The sequence below is a fragment of the Bacillus sp. ISL-75 genome (assembly GCF_018613095.1).
Map to the genome: position 1 here is coordinate 53,815 of NZ_JAGGQX010000023.1, position 23,344 is coordinate 77,158.

Consider the following 23,344-nt stretch of genomic DNA (forward strand, 5'->3'; position numbering starts at 1 on the left):
TTCTATCCTCCTGTCAGGCATACGTTAGTATCATTGATTTAATAACATCCTTAATATCTTCAACTTGGGGAACTGCTTTTTTTTCAAGGGTTGGATTATACGGAATCGGTACAGATTTCCCTCCAAGTCTTACTACTGGAGCATCGAGGAAATCAAATGCTTCACTTTCATTAATTACACTAGCAATTTCAGCACCGTATCCGCCACGTTGAACTGCTTCATATACAACAACTGCGCGCCCGGTTTTTTTCACAGATTCTACGATTGTTTCTGTATCAAGTGGCACTAACGTGCGTGGGTCTATAATTTCTACACTAATTCCATCTTTTTCAAGCTCTTCTGCTGCTTGCATTGCTCTATGAACCATAATCGAAGTTGCAACTACTGTGACATCATTACCTTCTCGCTTAATATCAGCTTTTCCAAGGGGAATAACATAGGATTCTTCAGGTACGTCGTCCTTCATTCCATATAAAAGCTTATGTTCATAGAAAATAACTGGATTATCATCTTCTAATGCTGCTTTAAACAAACCCTTCGCATCATAAGCTGTAGATGGCTGGACCACTTTTAATCCTGGAACATGTGCCATCCAAGCTTCTAAACTTTGTGAATGCTGAGCTGCAAAACCAGCTCCAGAGCCACCCGGAGTACGGATAACTATAGGAACTTTTCCCTTTCCTCCATACATATAACGTAATTTAGCTGCTTGGTTTACGATTTGGTCCATCGCAACCGTCACAAAATCGGAAAATTGAAGTTCTAGTATCGGACGCATTCCCATTAAGGCTGCACCGATCGCAACTCCTGTAATGGCTTGTTCTGAAATTGGAGTATTTAATACTTTATCTGGCCCCAGCCTTTCAATCATTCCTCTTGTTAATCCGAAGGCACCGCCATAAATACCAATATCCTCACCTAAAATAAAAACGTCTTCATTTGCTTCAATTTCTTGGCACATAACTTCATTAATTGCTTCTGCATAGGTAATTTTACGCATAAATTTTCCTCCTCCCTTTTCGTTATGCAAACACGTCTTCTTCAAGTGAGCTAAGTGATGGTTCCGGACTGTTTTCTGCAAATTCAATTGCTTCGTCGATTACTTTTTTTACTTTTTCTTCTACTTCAACTATTTCTTCTTTTGAAAAAATACCTTCATTCAGTAGTCTTTCCTTAAACAGCTTGATTCCGTCTCTATTTGTCATCCAATCTTTTTCTTCATCCCGAGTTCTGTATTTCCGAGCATCGCTTTTGGAGTGTCCTCGCCATCTATAAGTCTTAGCTTCTATTAACGTAGGTCCTTCTCCATTTCTAGCACGATCTACCGCTTTTTGTGTCTCTTCCATTACAGCAATGACATCAGTACCGTCTAAGGTGATTCCTGGTATACCGTATGAACTGGCCCGTTCAGATAGATTCTCTATCTTCGTCATTTCTTTTATGGAACTTGACATTCCATACTGATTATTTTCACAGAAGAAAATGACTGGTAAATTCCAAACAGATGCTAGATTAATTGCTTCATGGAAAGCCCCCTCGTTAGTCGCTCCATCTCCAAAAAAACAAACGACCACATAACCTAAATTCTTCTTCTTAGAGGCTAGGGCTGCACCACAACCAATTGGCAGCCCACCTGCAACAATACCATTAGCCCCAATATTTCCTATTTCTAAATCTGCAATATGCATCGATCCGCCTTTTCCTTTACAGTACCCTGTTTCTTTCCCCAATAGCTCGGCCATCATGTATTTAACTTCTGAGCCCTTCGCAATACAATGTCCATGTCCGCGATGTGTGCTTGTAATTTTATCTTGAACTGTTAACACCGAACATACACCAACAGCGGTAGGCTCTTGTCCGATACAAAGATGCATGGTTCCGTGAATTTTCCCTTGCATAAACTGATTTTCAACCGCTTCTTCAAAGTCACGAATTAGAATCATTTGATATAACAAATCTTTCAATTTTTCTTTTCCTAGCTTTTCAATGCTACCAACTGTTCTTGTCTCCATAAGGGAAACCCCCTTCACATTTAAACTGTTTGCCTTTTCCGATAAATGGAAATTCATTCTTTATTCTTTATAATCGTAATACATCAACACTTTTCCACATTCTCTTGATTCAATGATTTCAAAAGCTCTTTCCCATTCGCTTAGTGGAATAACATCAGTAATAATCGGCTTTAAATCAATCGTTTTCGTCGATAAGATTTTCTTTACCTTTTCCCAGGTTTGCATGGAGTGAGCAAAGGAGCCGAATATTTGAATTTGTTTATATAAAATGGAATCAATATCCATTTCTACCGTACTTCCTACAATACCAATCTGAATGTATTTCCCCAGCTTTTTTAACGCTTTAATGGAGTGGTTTACGGCAGATGGTGCGCCAGAGCATTCCACAGCAATATCTACACCTACACCATCCGTCAACTCTTCTATAATTTCATGAAGATCTTCGGTAAAAACATCAACCGTTGTATGTGCTCCAAGTTCTTTAGCAATGTTCAGTCTTGTAATATCCTGACTTGTTCCTGTAACGATCACATTACAGCCTTTACTCAGTAGTAAACTTAAAGAAATTAGTCCGATTGGTCCCGGACCTGAAAGCAGAACCCAATCACCTGCGTTAAACTCCGTCAATTCTTCAATAGCTTGTACTGCACAAGCTAATGGTTCCGCAAGTGCTGCTTCTTGTAAAGAAATGGTAGATGGTACCTTATACACCATTTCTTCGGTTACAACTACATATTTCGTGAAGCTTCCATTCACGCCGCTGCCGAGACTTCTCCGTTCTGAACAAAACATATAATAGCCTTGTTTACAGTACATGCAGTTCTTACAGGTCCAGGCAATGGAAGGAAGCACCATAACAATATCCCCTGGGTTGATATTTTTTACATTTTTTCCAGATTCGACAACTTCTCCTGAAAATTCGTGACCAATCACAACAGGTGGATAACTCTTATAGCTGTCATGATAAATATGCATATCTGTTCCACAGATTCCGGAATAACGCACTCTTATTTTAATTCCTGTTGCATCACAAACTGGTTCAGGAATATCCAGTATATTTAAATTTCCGAAACCAGGCTCCGTTTTCATAAGTGCTTTCATTCTGATCCACTCGCTTATTAGTTAGTAATATTTAAGCTGAAAAGTGTTATCTTCTCAGGTAAAATATGATAATGTATACATTGGTTAATATGATCCTTCTAAGAAAGGTTTTATTACTTTTTCAGAAGGATCCTTTTTCAACTCTTATAGTCCTAAAGAAATAAACTTCTCTTCTAAGTAATCTCTAATTCCTTGGTGACCGCCCTCACGCCCATATCCACTGTGATTCATCCCGCCAAATGGAGCTTGAGGTACACCAGGAACAGCATCATTAAGTCCAATCACACCAAAGTTTAATGCTTCAGAAACAGTAACTGCACGTTGAATGTTTGATGTGTAAAGATAAGCGGCTAATCCGTACTCTGTATTGTTCGCTTCGAATATCACTTCTTCATCATTATTAAAAGCTGTGATAGGTGCAACTGGACCGAATGTTTCCTCTGTCATGATAATCATATCTTTTGTAACATTAGCAAGAATAGTCGGTTCGTAATAAAAACCGTTTGGATCCCCTGTAACTTTACCGCCAATCAAAACTTCCGCACCTTTTGATTTAGCATCTTCAACATGCTCTTGCACTTTATCTAGACCATCTTTACTTACTAGTGGTCCAATTTGTACAGTTTGATCCAAGCTATTACCCACTTTTAACGCCTGAACTTTTTCAACAAACAGCTTTGAAAACTCATCTTTAATATTTTCATGAACATAAATCCGATTTGCACAAACACATGTTTGACCTGCATTTCTGAATTTACTCGCTACTGCTCCCTCAGCTGCTTTTTCTAAATCTGCATCTTCAAAGACGATGAAAGGAGCATGTCCGCCAAGCTCTAAAGAGAGCTTTTTCAATTGTTCTGCGGATTTTTCCACTAATTTTTTACCAACTTCAGTAGATCCTGTAAAAGAGACCTTTTTAACTATTGGGCTTTCAAAGATTTCATCAGATATTTCTCTCGTAGCACCTGCCACAATATTCACTACTCCACTTGGAATACCAGCTTTTTCAACAAGGCTAGCAAAAGCAAGGGCTGAAAGCGGTGACTGGCTTGCTGGTTTGACAATTCCGGTACAACCGGCAGCCAAAGCAGGTCCTAGCTTTCGAGTCATCATGGCTAACGGGAAATTCCAAGGGGTAATGGCAGCAATTACACCAACTGGTTGCTTCACAACAAACAATCTTTTATTTGGAGAGGAAGCTGGAACCGTTTCTCCATATATACGGCGGCCTTCTTCTGCATACCACGATAAGAAGCTAGCAGCATATTTCACTTCTCCACATGCTTCTGAGTAGGCTTTACCCATTTCCATACTCATAATAGTTGCTAGTTCAGCCTCGTTCTCCAACATTAAATCACGTACTTTTAATAAATAATCCGCTCTTTCATTTGCTGTAAGCTTAGCCCATTTTGGAAATGCTGCATTTGCAGCTTCAATGGCGGCTTTCGTTTCTTCTTTTGCACCTCTTGGAACCTCAGCAACAACATTACCGGTATTTGGATTTTTCACTGAAAATGTAGAACCGTTACTTGCCGTTTTCCACTCACCGTTAATGAATAATTTAATATTCTCTAAGTCAATCAAAGTTAATAGTTTTGTAGCTTGTAACATTGTAATTCCTCCCATTCTTAATTAGATAAAAAATTAACTTATTACCGGATTATTTTTAGGAAAATACCATCCCGCCATCAATTACTACCGCTTGTCCTGTCATATAATTTGAATCCTCAGATGCCAGAAATGAAACGTAGTTTGCAACATCTGTCGGTTCTTCAATTCTCCCTAAAGGAATTCCATTAATTTTATTTTTCAACGTTTCTCCTAAAGGCACATTCATATATTCACTCATTTTACGGTCAATTTCTTCCCACATTCCTGTTCCTACAATACCTGGACAATATGCATTAACCGTAATTCCGTGACTTGCAAGTTCTTTTGCGGCAGTTTGAGTCAGACCGATGACAGAAAATTTTGTCGCACAATAGTGACCCAGAAATTCTACACCTCTTTTTCCGGAAGTACTGCTTGCATTGATAATTTTTCCGCCATTTTGTTTGATCATCACTTTTGCTGCTGCTTGCATGCAAAACATCGTTCCGAACACATTGATACGAAAAATTCTTTCCATATCTTCTTCTGTAATTTCAAGCAATGGCTTTACTTGGACAATGCCAGCATTTGAAACCATAACATCAAGACGCCCAAAATGTTCTACCACTTGATCAACCATCGAAAAAACTTGTTCTCTATTGCTGACATCTGCGACAACGGGGAAGGCTCTTTGTCCTAACTTTTCAATCTCTGAAGCTACATGTTTAATTGATTCCTCACTAATGTCATTCAGAGCTACATCAAAGCCATCATTAGCTAATCTTAGAGCAATCGCTCGTCCGATACCTGCCCCGCCACCCGTAACTAAAGCTATTTTATTTTTTTTCATTTTACATACCTCGATTTTTCAGAAAGGTTATTTTAATTGAAAGCCTTTTGAATTCACAAAGTCTTTCATATGTTTTCTTCTGGGAGTGGATAAAAAATCACTCATTGATTCTGTCCAATTGGCCTCTTTTTGGTTTGTCAGACGACTTCTGTAGTATTCTTTTAACTGAGAGTCATATTGATCCAAAACCAAATGATATTTTTCTTCGTTATATAGATTTTCATGAAGGATTGCTTCTACTGGTAAACGTGGCTTAACCAATTGAGTTTCATTCGGGATTCCAACTGTCATACCGAATAAAGGAATTGTTTTATCTGGTAAACCAACAACTTTACTAATTTCTTCAGGGTTATTTCGGACCCCTCCTATATAGCAAATGCCATAGTTTTGAGATTCTGCAGCAACAACAAAATTTTGAGCAAATAGCGCTGTATCAATGACTGCGACAAGGAAATTTTCAAGAATTTCATTTTGTATGCTTGTTCCTTGTTTTTCACATGCATATTCCAAGCGTTTCAAGTCTGCACAGAATAATAACAAAACAGGTGCTGATTCGATTTGCCTTCTATTATTTGAAAGTGATGCAATAGCTTCCTTTTTCTCTGGGTCTGTAATATGAATAACTGAATATGCTTGAACAAAATGAGAGGATGCAGCATGTTGCGCCGAAACCAACAATTTTTCTAGCATTCCCAAAGGCAGGCCTTCCTTTTTATAGTCTCTTATAGAAGTATGACTGCGTAAAAGTTCGAGTGTTGTATCTAATTGTTGTTCAATAGTCATATAACTACCCCCTTCATTAACTTATTGCCAGTACCGGCTTGAGGACAACTTGATTAAGACCATCTTCAAAAGCCTGTGATACATCTGTCAAAGGATAAATGGTCATTATATCCATTAACTTCTCTGATAATGAATTTAAAACTTCAAATGCTTCATTATAGTCTTCGGGATTACAACCATAGCTTGTATTGATGAGTACCTCATTTCTTACTAATTCCGTTAAAAAGAGGGTCGTTTCATGTTCGTACAAAGCAACAAAAATGGCTTTTCCACCTTTTTTCAAACTACCGAATCCTGACCTTACCGCAGCACTGGATCCGGAGCATTCGAAAACGATGTCTACCTTTTCTTCCAAATTCCCTGATTCAACAATATGTGAGGTGACTCCAAATGATTGGCATTTTGACAATCTGCTTTCATAATCACGCTTTAGACCCGACAAATAAACTTTCGCACCCTTCTGGGCGAGTATTAAACTTACAAAAAACCCAATTATTCCTGGACCTTGAACGAGAATTTTATCAGATTTCGCTATATCTCCTGCTTGACGTACAGCATGGACTGCAATTGCCATTGGCTCGCTTAACGCTGCTAAATGAAGCGGTAAATCCTCTGGAACTTCTTTTACATATTGCACATTTGTTTTAACATATTGTGCCATGCCGCCATCGTAATGAAGACCTATGACTTTATTCTGAGCGCAGATAGATTTCCGCCCTTTTAGGCAGTTTTCACAGTGGCCGCAATAATTCATTGATTCCACGATGACACGTTTTCCCTTTAAGTGTTCTAAGGAGGCATCAAAGCAGTCAACAACAACACCTGAAAATTCATGGCCTAAAATAATGGGTTTAAGTACAAACTCATAGCCTTTTGAATGCTTATATGCATGAAGATCGCTGCCGCATACACCGCAGAACTCTACTTTAATTAACACTTCATTACTGCAGAGACTTGGTAATTCTTTTTCTTGAAGGATAATTTCGCCAGCATTTTCTGTTTTCATGGCCACTCTCATACATGACACCCCTACATTCCAAGGTAAGCTTTTTTCAGATGTGGATCATTAATTAAATCTGCAGATTTTCCAAATAACGACAATCGCCCATTTTCTAATACATATGCATCACTAGCAATAGCCAATGATTGCTGTACATTTTGCTCCACTAGAAGAATTGTAATTCCCTTATTTCTTATATTAATTAAATCCTTTAATAACTGTTGAACCAATATCGGTGCTAATCCAAGCGATAGCTCATCAATAATTAAAAGTTTAGGATTAGCCATTAATCCCCTGGCAATAGCAACCATTTGCTGTTGTCCGCCACTCAAGTCTCCGGCCATTTGATTTTTTCTTTCTTCTAAAACTGGAAACAATTCATACACGAAGCGGAGGTTTTTTTTGAAATCTTTTTTCGCCCGTTTGGAATAAGACCCTAATTCCAAATTTTCTTGAATGGACATATAATTAAAAAGCTTTCTTCCTTCTGGTACCTGGATAATCCCTTCTTCAACAATTTCATGCGGGCTCATTTTGTGAATCTCTTTGCCGAAAAATGTAATTTCACCACTCGAAATTTTTTCTATTCCAGAAATAGCATTGATTGTGCTAGACTTTCCAGCCGCGTTCGCCCCTAGTAATGCAGCAATTTGACCTTCATGAATTTCCATTGAAAGATTCCATAAGGCTTGAATTTCGCCGTAGAATAAGTTTACGTTTTGTAAGTTAAGCAAAGCTCAATTCCTCCCCAAGATAAGCTTTAATTACTTCTGGATTGTTTGCGATTTCTTTTGGAGTACCCTCGGCTATTTTCTCACCATGATGCACTACGACAATCCGATCACAAACATTCATGACGACTTCCATTATATGCTCAATAAGAATAATCGTAATTCCACTGTCTCTTAGTCCCTTAATCATTGGCATTATTTCCTTCACTTCACTTGGATTCAAACCAGCCATAACTTCATCCAAGAGTAACACCGTTGGCTGGGTTGCCAATGCTTTCGCTACTTCAAGACGCTTTTTATCAGCGATGGTTAAGCTTTTTCCAACTTGGTCTTTCTTTTTGTCTAAACCAACTTTTTTCAAAATTTCCATACTGTATTCTCTTGCTTCTCTTGTGTTAGAAGCTTTGTTAAAAGCTCCAACCATCACATTTTCAAGTACAGAAATATTGCCAAATGGCTTAACAATTTGATAGGTTCTGCCAATACCTTTTTTGCAAATAACGTAGGGTTTTTGACTAGTAATATCTTCATTATTGAATATTACTTTTCCAGATGTTACTCCGAGTGATCCAGAAATCAGGTTAAACAATGTCGTTTTACCAGCCCCGTTTGGCCCAATGATCCCGACAATTTCGTTTTCATTTACATCAAAAGAAACATTTTTTACCGCTTTTAACCCACCAAAATGTTTTGAGAGTTCTTTAACTTGAATAATCAACTTTTTCACCCTCCACTACTTTGATGTTTTTCTTATTTAAGTTTTTTAATTTGTGAGGAATGCGTTTAAGGATTGGAAGTAATCCATTCGGCAAAAACGACACGATTAAAATTAATACAATCCCATATATTAAATAATTCATTCCACTTAAGGACGGGAATGTAGAGCGTAAAAGCTCATTTAATGGGATGATGATAAAAGCTCCTAAAGCTGGCCCGTAAACAGTTCCTACTCCGCCGATAATTGCTATCAAAGCAATTTCAATGGAAAAGTTTAAGTTGAAAACAGAAATTGGTTCAAAGAACAACATATACTGTGCGTAAAACACACCCGCAACTCCCGTCATTCCAGCACTGATAGCCATGGCGATCATTTTATATTTCGTTACATTAATACCAAGCGTTTCAGCACCATCTTCGTCTTCACGAATGGCCTTCAAGTAATATCCAACCTTTGTTTTATCAACCCAAATAGCAATTGCTATACTAATGACAAACAATACTAACACAAGAAAATAGTAGGCGCTGTATTCTCTAAAAATAAGATTTTTTATACCTGGATCAAAACGAATGTTTACACCGATTGCTCCATTTGTTACGTTTTTGAAATATAATGTCAAGTGGCGGATAACCTCTGCAAATGCAATAGTTGTTAAAGTAAAATATGTTCCTTTTAATCTGAAAGCAGGCCATCCGATTAAGACACCAATCACTATGGAAATCACTGCTGCAATGATAAATCCTAACCACGGACTAACACCAAATTTAAGATATAAAAGCGATGAGGAATAAGCCCCTAATCCAAAAAAGATCGCATGGCCGAGTGATAATTGACCACCGTATCCGCCTAGAATATTCCATGCTCCAGCAATTGTCGCATACAATAAAATAAGAATGAAAATATTTAAATAGAATTTATTTTGAACAACAAACGGAGTTACTAATAGTAAAATCCCAAAGAAAATAAGAAATTTTTGTTTTGATAATAGCTGCATCATTTCAATCCTACCTCCTCTGCTCCTTTACCAAGACTAAAAATTCCTGCTGGACGTACTAGTAATACCAATATGAAAATGACAAAGTATATTGCTTCCTTGAGACCTGGGTCAAACACAACACCGGAAAGCGCTTCTACTACTCCTATTATTAACCCGCCGAAGAATGCACCGAACATGCTCCCCATACCACCTAAAACAACGACAACGAACGCAATAAGTACGAAGGATGTTCCAATTGTTGGATAGACCGAGTAAATTGGCATGAGCATAGCACCTGCAAGACCTACCAAACCTGAACCGATTCCGAAAGCTAAAAGATAAATTCTTTTGACGTTAATCCCCATCAAAAATGCTGCTTGCCGTTGCATAGCAACCGCTCGGATGGCTTTTCCAGTCATCGTCTTTTGCAAGAATAGATATAAAAATACAGCTACTGCTACGGCAACTCCGAATGCAATTAATCTAGGAACGCTAATAGCAAATTCTCCTATATTTATAACTTGTGTCTGATAACTTGTTTTAACTGAAAGATGATTCGCACTTAAAGTCATTAAAGCAAGATTTTGAAGTGTAATCGATAATCCTAATGTTGCAAATATTTTCGTTGAAGCAGGTGTATCCAAAATTGGCTGAATCATAATTCTCTGCGTTATGACACCCAGCAAGAAAAGACAGATGATTACTAGAATAGCAGAAACATATGGATCTAGACCCAACGTCGAATAAAATAGGAAACTTATATACATGGCAATCATTAGCAGTTCACCATGCGCAAAGTTAACGATTCTTACGACTCCAAGGATTAAATTTAAGCCCATGCTGATTAAAGAATATATACCACCTAACAATAGACCCGAGATAAGTGTTTGAACTAATGTCATATTTACACCTCGCTGTTTCATTTTAAAATGGGGTTTACCCATAAGTGCCCAGCACCCGTTAGCAGTTTCTATTGGCAGATTAGACTGGTCTTGGTTCTACTATTTATTTTCCGCTGATGCCAAGCACTTAATCCTGGGTTATCCTTTTAGCTACCTTTTTGTAAAACTATTACTTTATTGATTTCCAATTTGGGGTTCTTCTACAGCAACATTTTCCGGCCAAACCGTCTTAAGTTCACCTTTGATCCACTCATGAACGTATGGTTGGCTCAACTTATTTTGTCCGCTTTTCTTATTGAACTCTACTCCCCAGCCAGTAACGGTTGAACCTACTTTAGCTGTGTATTTCAAAGCTTCTTCTTTTAATTTATCCGGGTCAACTTCGCCAACTTTATCCATTGTATCGAGTACGACTTTCATTCCCATATAGTTTGTTAAAGAATGACCAGAACGTGGCTCTATACCATACTTTTCTTTGTACAGCTTGATAAATTGTTCAATTCCAGGCGTGACTTCACGATTAATTTGGTATTGTGGGAAGTCAATATCAAATATCCCATTGGCTTTTTCTCCCATCGCATCTTTAAAGTCACTCATTGTATGACCACCTCCGGAACCAATAAATACTGGAACCTTTAGTCCCAATTCTTCACTTTGTCTAGCTAGAAGAATGGAATCGTTTAAGTATGAAACGGCAATAATTACGTCTGGTGCGGCCTTTTTAATATTCAAAATGACTGAACTTAAATCATTAGTACCTGCGCTGTATCCTTGGTTTGCTACAACATTAATTCCTTCTTTTTTTGCAAGCTTAGTAGCTTCATCTGCAATGGTTGTCCCATAGGAAGAATCTTCATGGGCAATAGCAACCTTAATATCTTCTAAACTTTTCCCTAGTTTTTTTGTTACCACATTTTTAATAAAATCAATATGCACCTTAGAGAAATTAGAAGCAGGAGGATTAGTTCGTAGAACATATTTGTAATTTCTGTCTGTAATGGAATCAGATACGGCCCCAAGCTCCCAATACAAGACACCGCTTCTTTCAGCAACTTCGCTAGCAGCAAAAGAGATGGAGCTAGAATACGATCCAACAATCGACTTTATGTTTTCTTGATTAATTAAACGATTCGCCTCTGCTTGAGCAGCATCTGCATCAACAGCGTCACCCTTAACTAATTTAATTTTTTTCCCGCCTGCAATACCGCCATTTTTATTTGCTTCTTCAACTGCAAGCTCGGCACCACGAAAACTCTCTTCACCAAGAAGCGCTAAGCCACCTGATAAAGGGTATAGAGCACCAACTTTTAATGTTTCCGATTTACCACTACCGTTACCATCACCACTCGCTCCACCCGAGCAAGCTGATAAAAGGAAAAGAAAACTCACCATTATAACGCTTACAATTTTCTTCATGGAATACCACCTTTAAAATAGTTATTTATTTGGGTTAAGTTGTGGTTCCTGCACCGCCACTTTTTCTGGCCATACAGCTAAAAGTTTTCCGTTAACCCACTGATGAACATATGGTTCGCTCAGCGTGTTTTGACCCGTTTTAGAATCGAATTTAACACCCCAGCCAGTCACGGTTTTACCAGGTTCTACTTTATATTTCATAGCTGCAGCACGTAATTTATCAGGATCAATCTCTCCAACTTTATTAATCAGATCAAGAAGGACATTCGTTCCCATAAAATGTACAAGAGAGTGCCCAGATCGCGGCTCTTCACCATATTTTGCTTTGTATAACTTAACGAAATCTTCCATTCCCGGAGTGAATTCATGGTTAATTTGGTATTGTGGAAAGGCTACATCAAAGATTCCATTCCCACTGTCACCAACACCCTCAATATAGTCAGCCATATCATGACCTCCACCAGAGCCAACAATAACTGGAACTTTTAATCCTAATTCTTGACTTTGTCGCTGCAATAGAATTCCATCATTTAAATAAGATACTTCTATAAGAACATCAGGTTGAGCTTTCTTTAGGTTTAGGACGACTGAGCTTAAGTCGTTTGATGTAGCACTATATGGCTGGACCGTTACAATGTTAATGCCTTCTTTTTTGGCTAACTTTACTGCTTCATCTGCAATGGTTGTTCCATAAGATGAATCTTCATGAGCAATCGCTACTTTAAGATCACCTAAGGACTTCCCAAGCTTTCCTGCCAAATAATTTTTGATAAATTCAATGTGTTTTTTTGATAGATAGGATGCTGGCGGATTCGTACGTAACACATATTTATAACCTCGGTCCGTAATCGAATCAGCAACGGCACCATACTCCCAAAACAAGACTCCGTTCCTCTCAGTTACTTCACTGGCAGCCTGTGCGATACCAGATGAATAAGAACCAACAATGGTTTTAATATTTTCCTTGTTTATTAAGCGGTTTGCTTCCGCCTGTGCAGCATCAGCGTCAGGTGCGTCCCCTTTAACGAGCTCGACTTTTTTACCACCGGCTACACCGCCATTTTTATTTCTTTGTTCAATTGCAAGCTCCACTCCGCGATAGCTTTCTTCACCTAGCAGTGCTAAACCTCCAGACATTGGAAATACAGCACCAATTTTTAACACCTTGCTGCTTTTATCATCTCCACTAGCCTGATTGGATCCACTACAGGCAGATAATAGCAATAGAAAACCTATCATTATTAGAGATAAAATCTTTTTCATAAATTGTCCCCCCTTAATTTTTTAACTGATTAGCCATCCGCCATCGACATAAATTGTTTGACCGGTTATATAATCTGATGCACTTGAAGCTAGGAAGATGGCTGCTCCTTTTAGATCCTCTTGTTCACCGGTTCTTTTTAGAGGAATACGAGATTTCATCCACTCTACCTTTTTCTCGTCTTCAAAAAGAACTTTTGTCATTTCTGTCTTGAAATAGCCTGGCCCAATTGCATTAACTAAAATTCCATCTTCCGCAAACTCTACCGCCATTGCCTTTGTTAATTGGGAAATCCCGCCCTTACTAGCCGCGTATGCGGACATGTTAGGAAAAGCTATTTCACTCGTCAGTGAAGCGATATTGATGATTTTTCCATATTTTTGTTCCTTCATGTAAGGAATAACTGCCTGTGAGGTAATTAGGGCTGTTTTCAGATTGATATCCATCACAAAATCCCAATCTTCTTCGGTTACTTCCAAAAACGAAGAGCGTACATTTGTGCCAGCCGCATTCACTAAAATATCTATTTTCCCTTCATTGTTCACGATTTCTTTTACGTAGTTTCTAATTTCCTCTGAATTTCGCGCATCCACTGTCGCATAATACGCATTTCTAGAGAAGTTTTTAATCGCCCCTGCTGTTTCTTTGAGTTCACTTTCTGTTCTACTAATAACAGCTACGTTGGCACCTGCTTCTGCAAGCGCAAGGGCAATCGTTTTACCTATGCCTCGTCCTCCTCCCGTAACCAGGGCTGTTTTACCGCTTAAATTAAATAACCTCAACTAATACACCCCCAATTGATTTCCGATACAGTTCGATGACATCTTCATATGTAGTAGTCCTTGGATTTACCGCGATATTTCCACTTAACATAGCGTCCTTTACCATCCGATCTAATTGAGACTCATCAATTTGGAATTCTGCGAAAGTAGTTGGAATTCCAATATCCCTTGAAAGTTTTTTAACAGCATTCACTGCAGCTTCTGCTCTTTCCATTAACGTTAATCCCTCAAGATTTTCCCCCATATCATCCGCAATATCGCTAAACAGTTCCGGTACGGCCAAAGAGTTAAATTCCATAATGTGGGGAATTAAAATCGAATTAGCTACCCCATGTGCAACACCATAAATTGCACTTACTGGATGACTTAAGGCATGACAATTTCCTAAACGTGTATTGTTAAATGCTAATCCGGCAAGTAAACTTCCCATAAGCATATTTTCTCTAGCTACGATATTGTCACCATTGTAAACAGCTTGCCTCAAGTTTTCACTGATTTTTCGAATTGCTTCCCTTGCAAGCGCTTTCGTAATTGAGTTAGCCATTTTAGACGTATACGATTCAATTGCATGAACTAATGCGTCAAGTCCAGTCGATGCGGTAATATGCTTTGGCAGTGTTAAAGTAACAAGCGGATCGACTAACGCCCATTTCGGTGCAAGCTTTATTCCACCTACAGTTAGCTTGTATTGTCTTACTTCATCAGTGATAACGGTAAAAGTTGTGACTTCACTTGCAGTTCCTGCAGTTGTTGGTATTACGATTAATGGCAAAAGTTCATTGTCACACGTATCAATTCCTTCATATTCAACAATAGATCCACCATTTGTGGCCAGCAGACACACTGCTTTTGCAACGTCAATTGAACTTCCACCGCCCATCGCTATAACCGCATCAGCATCAATCTCATGAAGTAGCTTAACTGCATCATTACAGTTGGTTACAGTTGGATTGGGCTGTGTTTGATCATAGATAGAATAATTGATATTATCTAATTGCCTTGTAATTTGATTTATTAGGCCCGTCTTAACAAGTCCTTTATCTGTGATAATAAGAACGTTTTTAAAATTTTGTTCATCGATAATTTTTCGAAGTTGGTCCGTTACTCCTAAACCAAACATAATCTGAGTTGGATTTTTAAAAAAGCCAATTGTGTGCACCTTGAATTCCCCCTAGGTAAAAGATTTTACACTATAACCATAATGCAATTATTGTGCCAAGATTGAAAATTCATATAATTCCGATTAAACAAACGTTTTATCCTATCATTTACAAACCTTAAATTTTTCTTAATGGGTAAAATTTACACAATTTTTATACTTTTGTATAAATATTATCCATCATGATGAACCACTGCTGTTTTTGCTGCTTTAAAAAGCATGAAAAAAACCTCAACTTTTGTTAAGGCTTTAGTCATGCTATTGAATTACAGTCATTATTGACGCTAGTATACGCTTTTAATACCTATTTAGCTTTAATTAGTTTGCGTTTTGTAACAATTATGTGACTGCTTAATAAGTGTATTTACGAGAATAACCCTTCTTTAATGAAACATAATAATATGGTTATACCAATACCTTTAGGAGGAGATAAAAAATGATGCAAAATCAACAGGGGCAAATGCACCAAAACATGCATACAGGGAATATACCTCAACAATTAAATCACGGCGGCCATGAAGTGTTCGATGTCCATGAGGTGCTATCAGGAGCAATAGGAACATTAGACCAATACATGATGTTACGCCAACATGTAAAAGACCCAGAATTACTTGATATTCTGGATCGCCAATATCAATTTATGCAGGATGAATATAACATTACTTTAGAATGTTTCAAATCGGGACAAGATCCTTCAAAACGAACCCAAAGCTATAAAATGAACCAAGGAAATGACTTTGTTTATGGGCTAAAACCAGCCCAGCCGAAAAAGCCGCTGCAATCCGTTTCTGAGCTTACTGATGAGTGTATTTCCAGCATGATGCTTGGATGTGTAAAATCAGGTGCATCGATGAAGACTATGGCAGCTTTAGAAGTTACGAATCCAGTTGTCCGTCGTGTGCTAGCTGACTCTGTTCCGAATTGCATTGAAATGGCCTATGAAATCTCGATTTATCAAAATAAACATCATTACTATCAAGTACCACAGCTTGCCGAGCAGGATATGAATCAACTGCTTAATGCCTTCGCCCCTGCACAAGGAATGCCGCAAACTAACAATATGAACATGAATGGAAATATGAATATGAATTCTAATATGAATCATTAAAAACTTTTATATTAATGAGTGAATTAATTGCAAGCTATCCTATTTTTTAGGATAGCTTGTTTATTTAAAATTTGAAAAGCGCTTATTTAGATAGTAAAATAATAACAGAACATACGTTTTGATAGTGGGATTTAGAACGAACCTTAGGAGGAGTGTAGATGGAATCATGGGAAGCCGCCTATTTTGCTGGGATTATTGATGGAGAAGGGTCTATTACATTAACTAGAATGCATGAAAATGAAAATCGACGGCCTTGTATTACAGTTGCTTCAACAGATAAGGAACTTTTAGTGTATCTTCGTTCTTTAACCGAAGGAACTATTAATAGTAAAAAAAACTATAACCCTGAACGGCATAAGGATTCTTATACTCTAACTATAAAGAAAAAAGATTCAGTTGTTACTCTTTTAAAAAAAATATCACCCTATCTTCGGGTGGATAAAAAAAGAAAGCGTGCTCTATGGATACTCGAAAATTATGACAAGGTTACTCCCCGAAATGGAAAATATAATTCTTTATTATTAACAAAGAAGATTGCATTTGAAGACAACTTTTTTAGAATATAAAAAAGACCAGCAAATATGCTGGCCTTTCTTTCCACTATGTAGTGGAGACGGTGGGACGTGCTCTTCCATGCTTTCGACATGGCACTGACTATATCTTGAACCTGTCTTCAAACAGGTCCTCCGGCGTCTTATGCGAATCATAAATTTACCCCTACAAGGTATGGATTTCGCATCCTAGTACTACCATTTACATGGCAGCCTATAAGTCGATACACGGCTGTTGGATTACTCCACATACCGCTCGGCATTGCCCTATCACATGGAAGTGACTTAGGTTTCACCGATAAAGCCGAATTTTCACTTATGTGTTACCACATAAGGCGACTAATTACTAATCGAACCCACGTCCAAAGATATCGCCACTTAAGCTTCTACGAGTGTAGTCGATATATTGGTGTTTCGCTGATTCTTCTGCCTATCGACCGGCGTCCGGTCAGCTAGCCTGGTTGTTCTCTTCCTTCATCCTCAGGCGGTGGAATCCGGCGTAGCCCACTTAGAGTGAGTCCCTTACCCTACCACATGGGCAATGGAGGGAGGAACCGCTATGCAGTATTAAGCTGCGAAAGCGAGGTTGTTGTTAGTTTTGCCAGTTATGGCTTTGACGTTTTAACGAGGCCGATCCCCTCGACTCGCGACCTAAGCTCAAACTACCCCTGTCGAATCCGTAGCGTCCCCATATATAAAAGGAGCTGCAATCTAATGAAAGATTAAAGCTGTAGACGTTAGGATGCTCAACAATGTTCTTTGAGCAAAGTATCTCATCGCTAACTTAGCGACAAACTTATTATAACACACTGTAGGGATTTTTCAATTGTAAGTATCTGTAAAATAATTTCCAGTCTAGCAGACGACCAACCACATTACATCTTTTGGCGATCACGGAAGGCACGTTCAATTTCACGCTTGGCTTCTTTTTGCTTTAAGGATTCGCGCTTATCATAATTCTTCTTACCTTTCGCAAGCCCAATTAACACTTTGCAAAAACCATTCTTCAAATAGAGCTTTAATGGAACAAGCGAATATCCCGCTTCTTTGGTTTCTCCGATTAATTTACTAATTTCGCGTTTATGTAAAAGCAGTGTCCGTGTTCTTAATGGGTCGTGGTTAAAACGATTTCCTTGCTCATAGGGGCTGACGTGCATCCCGAATAGAATGGCTTCTCCATTTTGGATCCGTGCATAGGAATCCTTTAGATTTACTTTTCCGGCCCGAATCGATTTGATTTCTGTTCCCTGCAAGACAATTCCAGCTTCGTAGGTTTCTTCAATAAAATAGTCATGGTAAGCCTTTTTGTTTTGGGCAACCACTTTTCCTTCACCTTTTGGCATCTTTTTCACCTCATTCTTTGGATTTATTTTAACAGAACGCACTTGATAGGACAATGAAAAGGAGCCTTATAAAGGCCCCCTTACAATGTTCATTTATTTTTTCGCTTCGTACTTTTGTTTTTTGGCACATTATCATAAAATTTACGTTTCTTCTTCGCTTTATTACTTTGACCGCTGCCGCCTTCAGATTTGGCATTGGAATTGCCGCCTTGACTACGACCGCCGCCGCCTTGCTGTTTATTCCTCCGCGGCTTCTTGGTATCGCTGCCCGTACTGAAAACCTTTGGCGTTTCCGACCGTTCGCGACGAGGTGTACCCTTCATGCCCACAATTTCAAAATCAATCGCACGCTCATCTTTATTTACTTTTACAACCCGAATTGTAATTTCATCACCAATTCGGAACACATTTCCGGTTCGCTCACCAATCATGGCAAGATGACGCTCGTCATATCGATAATAATCATCGGTCATGTAACTAACATGGACAAGGCCTTCAATCGTATTTGGAAGTTCAACAAACATTCCAAAATTGGTCACGGAGCTGATAATTCCATCATACTCCTCACCAATTTTGTCAGCCATGTACTCTGCTTTCTTCAAATCGTCCGTTTCTCTCTCGGCATCCACCGAGCGTCGCTCCATTTTTGAAGAATGATCGGCAATTTCAGGTAAGCGTGCATTCCATTTTTCCTGCGTGGTTGAATCAAGCTTTCCTTCGATTAAGTAGGTCCGGATTAAACGATGAACAATTGTATCCGGATAACGACGAATCGGCGAGGTGAAATGGGTATAGAACTCTGTTGATAAACCAAAATGTCCAAGACTTTCTGGATCATATTTGGCCTGCTGCATCGAGCGAAGCATAACCTTCGAAACAACCATTTCCTCTGGCTTTCCTTGAACCTCTTCAATGATTTCCTGAAGGGCCTTTGGATGGACATCATTAGCAGTCCCTTTTACAATGTACCCGAAATTGGTGATAAACTCGAAAAATCTACGTAGTTTATCTTCCTTCGGATCCTCGTGTATTCGGTAAATAAACGGAACTTCCATCCAGTGAAAATGCTCTGCCACTGTTTCATTGGCAGCAAGCATAAACTCTTCAATTAATTTTTCAGCCACCGAGCGCTCACGAAGCACGACATCGGTCGGCTTTCCATCTTCATCAACTAGGACCTTTGATTCCTTAAAATCAAAGTCGATCGCTCCCCGCTTCATCCGTTTGTTTCGTAAGATAGCGGCCAGCTCTTCCATCATTTCGAACATGGGCACAAGCGGTTCGTATCTAGCTCGCGTTTCTTCATCATGTTCAGCAAGAATCATATTTACAGCATGATAGGTCATCCGTTCGGTTGTCTTAATCACACTTTGAAAAATTTCATGCGAAACAACGGCTCCCTCTGAGGTAATTTCCATTTCGCAGGATAGGACCAAGCGGTCTACCTTCGGATTTAAGGAACAGATTCCATTCGATAAACGATGGGGAATCATCGGGATGACTCGGTCGACTAAATACACACTCGTAGCCCGTTCTTCCGCTTCCAGGTCAATTGGCGTGCCTTCTTTTACATAATAGCTAACGTCTGCGATATGGACGCCAAGCTTATAGTTGCCGTTCTCAAGCCTTGTCACAGTTACCGCATCATCAAGGTCTTTAGCATCGGCCCCATCAATTGTGACAATCGTTTCATTTCGAAGATCGCGGCGATTGGCCAATTCACTTTCATCAATGGTGTCAGGCACCTCGTTGGCTTGTTTTAACACCTCGTCTGGGAAGGCCATTGGTAAGCCGTGCTTATGTATGACTGACAGGATGTCCACACCCGGGTCGTTTTTGTGTCCGAGAATGGTAATGACTTCGCCCTCTGCACTTTTTCGCCCCTCTGGATACGTAACCAGCTTAACAACAACTTTATGTCCCTCGACTGCCCCTTTGGACGCTGCCTTTGGAATAAAAATATCGCTCGCAAATTTTTTATCATCCGGAATGACAAAGCCAAAGCTTTTGCTTTCTACATACGTTCCGACAATTTGCTGCACACCGCGTTCAATGATGCGGATAATACTTCCTTCCCGGCGCTGCCCAGCGCTTTCTGAGGAAACACGCGCTAAAACGATATCACCATGCATGGCTGTGTTGGTTTCATTTGGCGGGATAAAAATATCATCCATCCCTGGCTCATCTGGTGCCACAAAGGCAAATCCTTTGGCATGACCGATGAGCTTTCCGCGGATTAAGTTCATTTTCTCCGGAAGTCCGTAACGGTTGCTTCGCGTCCTGACAACTAAGCCCTTTTCCTCCATTTGCACGAGTGCTTTCACAAACTCCTTAAAATCACTAGAATCCTGGATGCCAAAGGCTGTTTCAAGTTCCTGAACGGTTAATGGTTTGTATGCTTCATCCTTCATATATTGTAAAACCTTATCAATATGCTTTTGTATATTATCTTCCAAACTAATCCTCCTTTGTGGGTGCTTTGTTAATCGCGCCAGTCGAGCTTTTCTAAAAAGGTATAGACATCCTCATGCAATTGTTCCCGTTCTTTGTCGAGCGTGATCACATGACCGGATTCTTCATACCATTTCAGTTCCTTCACAACTGATTCGATTTCATTGTAAATAATGTTGGCACTTTCTGTGTTTATCATTTTGTCATGACGTGCCTGAACGACAAACGTGGGCGCATAAATCGTATCCACATTTTCGCGTACATCTGCGATTAATGCCTGTAAGGCCTTTAACGTTTTCATTGGTGTTTTCTTAAACTCATTCATTTCCATTTCGATTTGCTCGTCTGTTTTTCCTTCACGTTTTTTAAATTCACGAGCATAATCAAGAATTCCTTCGTACATGACCTCTTCGCTTTTTATATGCATCGGTGCGCACATCGGTATAATGGCTTTTATAGGTACAGTGTATCCCAATTTCAAGGAAAATACGCCACCAAGAGACAATCCCGCTACGGCAATTTCTAAGTGGCCTTTATTTTTTAAAAATTCATAGCCTTTTAGTACGTCCTGCCACCAATCCGTTGGTCCTGTGTGAACAAGCTCTTCGGGTGGAACTCCATGACCCTTATAGTGTGGAGCATGACAAGTATAGCCTTTTTTTTCTAAAAAACGTCCTAGCATACGAACATCCGCTGAATTTCCGGTAAAGCCGTGTAACAGAAGAACTGCTCTTTTTCCTCCTGCAAAAGTAAATGGCTTAGGTGTAGCAACTTTCATGATAAAAACTCCCTTAATTTCAAGTCATATAGTTTAGTTTTAACAAAGCAATGATGAACATTCCAGAAAAACGCTTATCTAGTCGGTATTTATTTTAATTAACCAAACAAAAAACCTGGCGCTTGAGGCCAGGTTTGAGTGTAAATAATTAGATTTTAAAGTAAGTTACTGCGATAGAAAGCAGGATAAATAATACTGCTAATACAATCGTAATACGATGTAGAATCAAGTCAAGTCCTCTTGCTTTTTGCTTGCCGAAAAGTGATTCAGCACCACCTGAAATGGCACCTGATAATCCAGCGCTTTTACCTGATTGAAGTATAACAACACCAATAAGTCCGATACTTACAATTACTAATAAGATTACAACTAATGTATGCATAAAGGCCACCTCCTGTTAGACGTACAATTCACAGTATATTAAATCTATCATATTTCATCGCTTAAAACAATAGTCGTTATTGTGTCTTATGGAATGATTAAAAAGGCACACATCCGAAAATGTGCGCCTTTGATATCGTGAAAAATTATTTGCTTAGGTTATAGAATGTTTTCTTCCCTAAGTATTGAGCTGTTTCACCTAATTGATCTTCAATGCGAAGCAATTGGTTGTATTTTGCGACACGGTCAGTACGAGATGGCGCACCAGTCTTGATTTGACCAGCATTTGTAGCAACAGCGATGTCAGCAATGGTGTTGTCTTCTGTTTCACCAGAACGGTGGGAGATAACAGCAGTGTACCCAGCACGTTTTGCCATTTCAATCGCATCAAATGTTTCAGTAAGGGTACCAATTTGGTTAACTTTGATCAGGATGGAGTTACCGATTCCTTTTTCAATACCCTCTGCAAGTTTACGTGTATTGGTAACAAATAAATCATCACCAACTAATTGAACTTTTTTACCAAGGCGTTCAGTTAATAGCTTGTGACCTTCCCAGTCATTTTCATCTAAACCGTCTTCGATTGAAACGATTGGGTATTTAGATGAAAGTTCTTCGTACCAATCAACCATTTCTGCAGAAGTCTTCACAACACCTTCGCCAGCAAGATGGTATTTTCCATCTTCCTTGTTGTAAAACTCAGAAGATGCAGCATCCATAGCAAGCATAACTTCTTCACCTGGCTTGTAGCCAGCTTTTTCGATTGCTTCAACAATGGTTTGAAGAGCTTCTTCATTTGATCCTAGGTTTGGAGCGAAACCACCTTCGTCACCAACTGCTGTGTTAAGACCTTTGCCTTTAAGAACAGATTTTAACGTATGGAAAATTTCTGCACCCATACGAAGCGCTTCTTTAAAGTTTGGAGCACCAACAGGCATAATCATGAATTCTTGAATATCTACGTTGTTATCAGCATGCTCTCCGCCGTTAACGATGTTCATCATTGGCACTGGAAGCTGCTTTGAATTGAAACCGCCAAGGTATTGATATAAAGGAATATCTAAGTAATTTGCTGCTGCATGCGCAACCGCCATAGATACACCTAGGATTGCGTTTGCACCTAGTTTACCTTTGTTATCAGTTCCATCAAGTTCGATTAAAGCTTGGTCAACAGAAACTTGGTCAAGAACGCTGAATTCTTCGCCAACAAGATGTGGAGCGATAATTTCGTTTACGTTGTCCACTGCTTTTAGAACACCTTTACCAAGGTAACGTTCTTTGTCTCCGTCACGTAGTTCAACGGCTTCATATTCACCAGTGGAAGCACCACTTGGAACCATTGCGCGGCCAAAGGCACCTGATTCAGTAAATACTTCAACTTCAACAGTAGGGTTACCACGGGAATCTAATACTTCACGAGCGTATACGTCTGCAATAAATGGCATTTAAAA

General features: G+C 39.1%; 22 protein-coding genes and 1 other RNA gene. 2 read left to right on the top strand and 21 right to left on the bottom strand.

Annotation, left to right across the window (positions count from 1 at the left end; genetic code table 11):
- Positions 1 to 13: 13 nt before the first annotated feature.
- From J7E63_RS10830 to J7E63_RS10900, 15 genes are all read right to left on the bottom strand, one after another.
- The gene (locus J7E63_RS10830) at positions 14 to 1,000 is read right to left on the bottom strand and encodes an alpha-ketoacid dehydrogenase subunit beta (protein WP_215011873.1); all 987 of its coding nucleotides are present in this window, start codon (positions 998 to 1,000) and stop codon (positions 14 to 16) included.
- Positions 1,001 to 1,022: 22 nt separating this feature from the next.
- Positions 1,023 to 2,012, bottom strand: a complete 990-nt coding sequence (locus J7E63_RS10835) for a thiamine pyrophosphate-dependent dehydrogenase E1 component subunit alpha (RefSeq protein WP_215011875.1) — start codon at positions 2,010 to 2,012, stop codon at positions 1,023 to 1,025.
- A 60-nt stretch (positions 2,013 to 2,072) separates the two neighbouring features.
- Positions 2,073 to 3,113, bottom strand: coding sequence for a zinc-dependent alcohol dehydrogenase (locus J7E63_RS10840; RefSeq protein WP_215011883.1), 1,041 nt, complete (start codon positions 3,111 to 3,113; stop codon positions 2,073 to 2,075).
- A 144-nt stretch (positions 3,114 to 3,257) separates the two neighbouring features.
- Entirely contained in the window at positions 3,258 to 4,724 is a 1,467-nt protein-coding gene (locus tag J7E63_RS10845; protein ID WP_215011885.1) for an NAD-dependent succinate-semialdehyde dehydrogenase, read from the bottom strand.
- 55 nt (positions 4,725 to 4,779) lie between these two features.
- Positions 4,780 to 5,553 (bottom strand): acetoin reductase, encoded by a 774-nt coding sequence (locus tag J7E63_RS10850; RefSeq protein ID WP_215011892.1) that lies wholly within the window; start codon positions 5,551 to 5,553, stop codon positions 4,780 to 4,782.
- 27 nt (positions 5,554 to 5,580) lie between these two features.
- Positions 5,581 to 6,336, bottom strand: coding sequence for an NADPH-dependent oxidoreductase (locus J7E63_RS10855; protein ID WP_215011894.1), 756 nt, complete (start codon positions 6,334 to 6,336; stop codon positions 5,581 to 5,583).
- Between the two features lie 16 nt (positions 6,337 to 6,352).
- Entirely contained in the window at positions 6,353 to 7,354 is a 1,002-nt protein-coding gene (locus tag J7E63_RS10860) for a zinc-dependent alcohol dehydrogenase (protein WP_215011901.1), read from the bottom strand.
- 11 nt (positions 7,355 to 7,365) lie between these two features.
- Complete coding sequence (locus J7E63_RS10865) at positions 7,366 to 8,070, bottom strand: ABC transporter ATP-binding protein (RefSeq protein ID WP_215011903.1); 705 nt, start codon at positions 8,068 to 8,070, stop codon at positions 7,366 to 7,368.
- Complete coding sequence (locus tag J7E63_RS10870) at positions 8,063 to 8,785, bottom strand: ABC transporter ATP-binding protein (protein WP_098930942.1); 723 nt, start codon at positions 8,783 to 8,785, stop codon at positions 8,063 to 8,065. Before J7E63_RS10870 ends, J7E63_RS10865 begins: the two co-directional genes overlap by 8 nt.
- Entirely contained in the window at positions 8,769 to 9,782 is a 1,014-nt protein-coding gene (locus tag J7E63_RS10875; RefSeq protein ID WP_215011905.1) for a branched-chain amino acid ABC transporter permease, read from the bottom strand. The genes J7E63_RS10870 and J7E63_RS10875 overlap by 17 nt, the downstream gene beginning before the upstream one ends.
- Complete coding sequence (locus tag J7E63_RS10880) at positions 9,779 to 10,663, bottom strand: branched-chain amino acid ABC transporter permease (protein ID WP_215011907.1); 885 nt, start codon at positions 10,661 to 10,663, stop codon at positions 9,779 to 9,781. Before J7E63_RS10880 ends, J7E63_RS10875 begins: the two co-directional genes overlap by 4 nt.
- A gap of 174 nt (positions 10,664 to 10,837) precedes the next feature.
- Complete coding sequence (locus tag J7E63_RS10885; protein ID WP_215011909.1) at positions 10,838 to 12,079, bottom strand: ABC transporter substrate-binding protein; 1,242 nt, start codon at positions 12,077 to 12,079, stop codon at positions 10,838 to 10,840.
- A gap of 21 nt (positions 12,080 to 12,100) precedes the next feature.
- Positions 12,101 to 13,342 carry an ABC transporter substrate-binding protein gene (locus tag J7E63_RS10890; RefSeq protein WP_215011911.1) on the bottom strand — a complete coding sequence of 414 codons (1,242 nt, stop codon included), beginning with the start codon at positions 13,340 to 13,342 and terminating at the stop codon, positions 12,101 to 12,103.
- Positions 13,343 to 13,363: 21 nt separating this feature from the next.
- Complete coding sequence (locus J7E63_RS10895; protein ID WP_215011912.1) at positions 13,364 to 14,122, bottom strand: glucose 1-dehydrogenase; 759 nt, start codon at positions 14,120 to 14,122, stop codon at positions 13,364 to 13,366.
- Complete coding sequence (locus J7E63_RS10900; RefSeq protein WP_215011914.1) at positions 14,109 to 15,281, bottom strand: iron-containing alcohol dehydrogenase; 1,173 nt, start codon at positions 15,279 to 15,281, stop codon at positions 14,109 to 14,111. Before J7E63_RS10900 ends, J7E63_RS10895 begins: the two co-directional genes overlap by 14 nt.
- A 439-nt stretch (positions 15,282 to 15,720) precedes the next feature.
- Between J7E63_RS10900 and J7E63_RS10905 the strand changes: the two genes are divergently transcribed.
- Both J7E63_RS10905 and J7E63_RS10910 read left to right on the top strand, forming a co-directional pair.
- The gene (locus J7E63_RS10905; RefSeq protein WP_215012053.1) at positions 15,721 to 16,389 is read left to right on the top strand and encodes a spore coat protein; all 669 of its coding nucleotides are present in this window, start codon (positions 15,721 to 15,723) and stop codon (positions 16,387 to 16,389) included.
- A gap of 158 nt (positions 16,390 to 16,547) precedes the next feature.
- Positions 16,548 to 16,955: an LAGLIDADG family homing endonuclease gene (locus tag J7E63_RS10910; protein WP_215011916.1), complete on the top strand. Its 408-nt coding sequence runs from the start codon at positions 16,548 to 16,550 to the stop codon at positions 16,953 to 16,955.
- A 332-nt stretch (positions 16,956 to 17,287) separates the two neighbouring features.
- Here the strand turns inward: J7E63_RS10910 and ssrA are convergent.
- The 6 genes from ssrA to eno all read right to left on the bottom strand — a co-directional run bounded on the left by ssrA (position 17,288) and on the right by eno (position 23,338).
- Positions 17,288 to 17,622, bottom strand: a transfer-messenger RNA (tmRNA) gene (gene ssrA / locus J7E63_RS10915).
- A gap of 193 nt (positions 17,623 to 17,815) precedes the next feature.
- Complete coding sequence (smpB, locus tag J7E63_RS10920) at positions 17,816 to 18,283, bottom strand: SsrA-binding protein SmpB (protein ID WP_088089545.1); 468 nt, start codon at positions 18,281 to 18,283, stop codon at positions 17,816 to 17,818.
- 89 nt (positions 18,284 to 18,372) lie between these two features.
- Positions 18,373 to 20,694, bottom strand: a complete 2,322-nt coding sequence (gene rnr, locus J7E63_RS10925; RefSeq protein WP_374102981.1) for a ribonuclease R — start codon at positions 20,692 to 20,694, stop codon at positions 18,373 to 18,375.
- Between the two features lie 71 nt (positions 20,695 to 20,765).
- Complete coding sequence (locus J7E63_RS10930) at positions 20,766 to 21,512, bottom strand: alpha/beta hydrolase (protein ID WP_215011918.1); 747 nt, start codon at positions 21,510 to 21,512, stop codon at positions 20,766 to 20,768.
- Positions 21,513 to 21,660: 148 nt separating this feature from the next.
- The gene (gene secG, locus J7E63_RS10935) at positions 21,661 to 21,894 is read right to left on the bottom strand and encodes a preprotein translocase subunit SecG (protein WP_088089548.1); all 234 of its coding nucleotides are present in this window, start codon (positions 21,892 to 21,894) and stop codon (positions 21,661 to 21,663) included.
- A gap of 145 nt (positions 21,895 to 22,039) precedes the next feature.
- The gene (gene eno / locus J7E63_RS10940) at positions 22,040 to 23,338 is read right to left on the bottom strand and encodes a phosphopyruvate hydratase (RefSeq protein ID WP_168245645.1); all 1,299 of its coding nucleotides are present in this window, start codon (positions 23,336 to 23,338) and stop codon (positions 22,040 to 22,042) included.
- Positions 23,339 to 23,344 lie beyond the last annotated feature (6 nt).

What these genes read in the sequence shown, in the direction of transcription:
- J7E63_RS10830 (WP_215011873.1), bottom strand. Translation starts at nt 1,000, where the DNA reads ATGCGTAAAATTACCTATGCAGAAGCAATTAATGAAGTTATGTGCCAA.
- J7E63_RS10835 (WP_215011875.1), bottom strand. Translation starts at nt 2,012, where the DNA reads ATGGAGACAAGAACAGTTGGTAGCATTGAAAAGCTAGGAAAAGAAAAA.
- J7E63_RS10840 (WP_215011883.1), bottom strand. Translation starts at nt 3,113, where the DNA reads ATGAAAGCACTTATGAAAACGGAGCCTGGTTTCGGAAATTTAAATATA.
- J7E63_RS10845 (WP_215011885.1), bottom strand. Translation starts at nt 4,724, where the DNA reads ATGTTACAAGCTACAAAACTATTAACTTTGATTGACTTAGAGAATATT.
- J7E63_RS10850 (WP_215011892.1), bottom strand. Translation starts at nt 5,553, where the DNA reads ATGAAAAAAAATAAAATAGCTTTAGTTACGGGTGGCGGGGCAGGTATC.
- J7E63_RS10855 (WP_215011894.1), bottom strand. Translation starts at nt 6,336, where the DNA reads ATGACTATTGAACAACAATTAGATACAACACTCGAACTTTTACGCAGT.
- J7E63_RS10860 (WP_215011901.1), bottom strand. Translation starts at nt 7,354, where the DNA reads ATGAGAGTGGCCATGAAAACAGAAAATGCTGGCGAAATTATCCTTCAA.
- J7E63_RS10875 (WP_215011905.1), bottom strand. Translation starts at nt 9,782, where the DNA reads ATGATGCAGCTATTATCAAAACAAAAATTTCTTATTTTCTTTGGGATT.
- J7E63_RS10880 (WP_215011907.1), bottom strand. Translation starts at nt 10,663, where the DNA reads ATGACATTAGTTCAAACACTTATCTCGGGTCTATTGTTAGGTGGTATA.
- J7E63_RS10885 (WP_215011909.1), bottom strand. Translation starts at nt 12,079, where the DNA reads ATGAAGAAAATTGTAAGCGTTATAATGGTGAGTTTTCTTTTCCTTTTA.
- J7E63_RS10890 (WP_215011911.1), bottom strand. Translation starts at nt 13,342, where the DNA reads ATGAAAAAGATTTTATCTCTAATAATGATAGGTTTTCTATTGCTATTA.
- J7E63_RS10905 (WP_215012053.1), top strand. Translation starts at nt 15,721, where the DNA reads ATGCAAAATCAACAGGGGCAAATGCACCAAAACATGCATACAGGGAAT.
- J7E63_RS10910 (WP_215011916.1), top strand. Translation starts at nt 16,548, where the DNA reads ATGGAATCATGGGAAGCCGCCTATTTTGCTGGGATTATTGATGGAGAA.
- smpB (WP_088089545.1), bottom strand. Translation starts at nt 18,283, where the DNA reads ATGCCAAAAGGTGAAGGAAAAGTGGTTGCCCAAAACAAAAAGGCTTAC.
- rnr (WP_374102981.1), bottom strand. Translation starts at nt 20,694, where the DNA reads ATGAAGGATGAAGCATACAAACCATTAACCGTTCAGGAACTTGAAACA.
- J7E63_RS10930 (WP_215011918.1), bottom strand. Translation starts at nt 21,512, where the DNA reads ATGAAAGTTGCTACACCTAAGCCATTTACTTTTGCAGGAGGAAAAAGA.
- secG (WP_088089548.1), bottom strand. Translation starts at nt 21,894, where the DNA reads ATGCATACATTAGTTGTAATCTTATTAGTAATTGTAAGTATCGGACTT.
- eno (WP_168245645.1), bottom strand. Translation starts at nt 23,338, where the DNA reads ATGCCATTTATTGCAGACGTATACGCTCGTGAAGTATTAGATTCCCGT.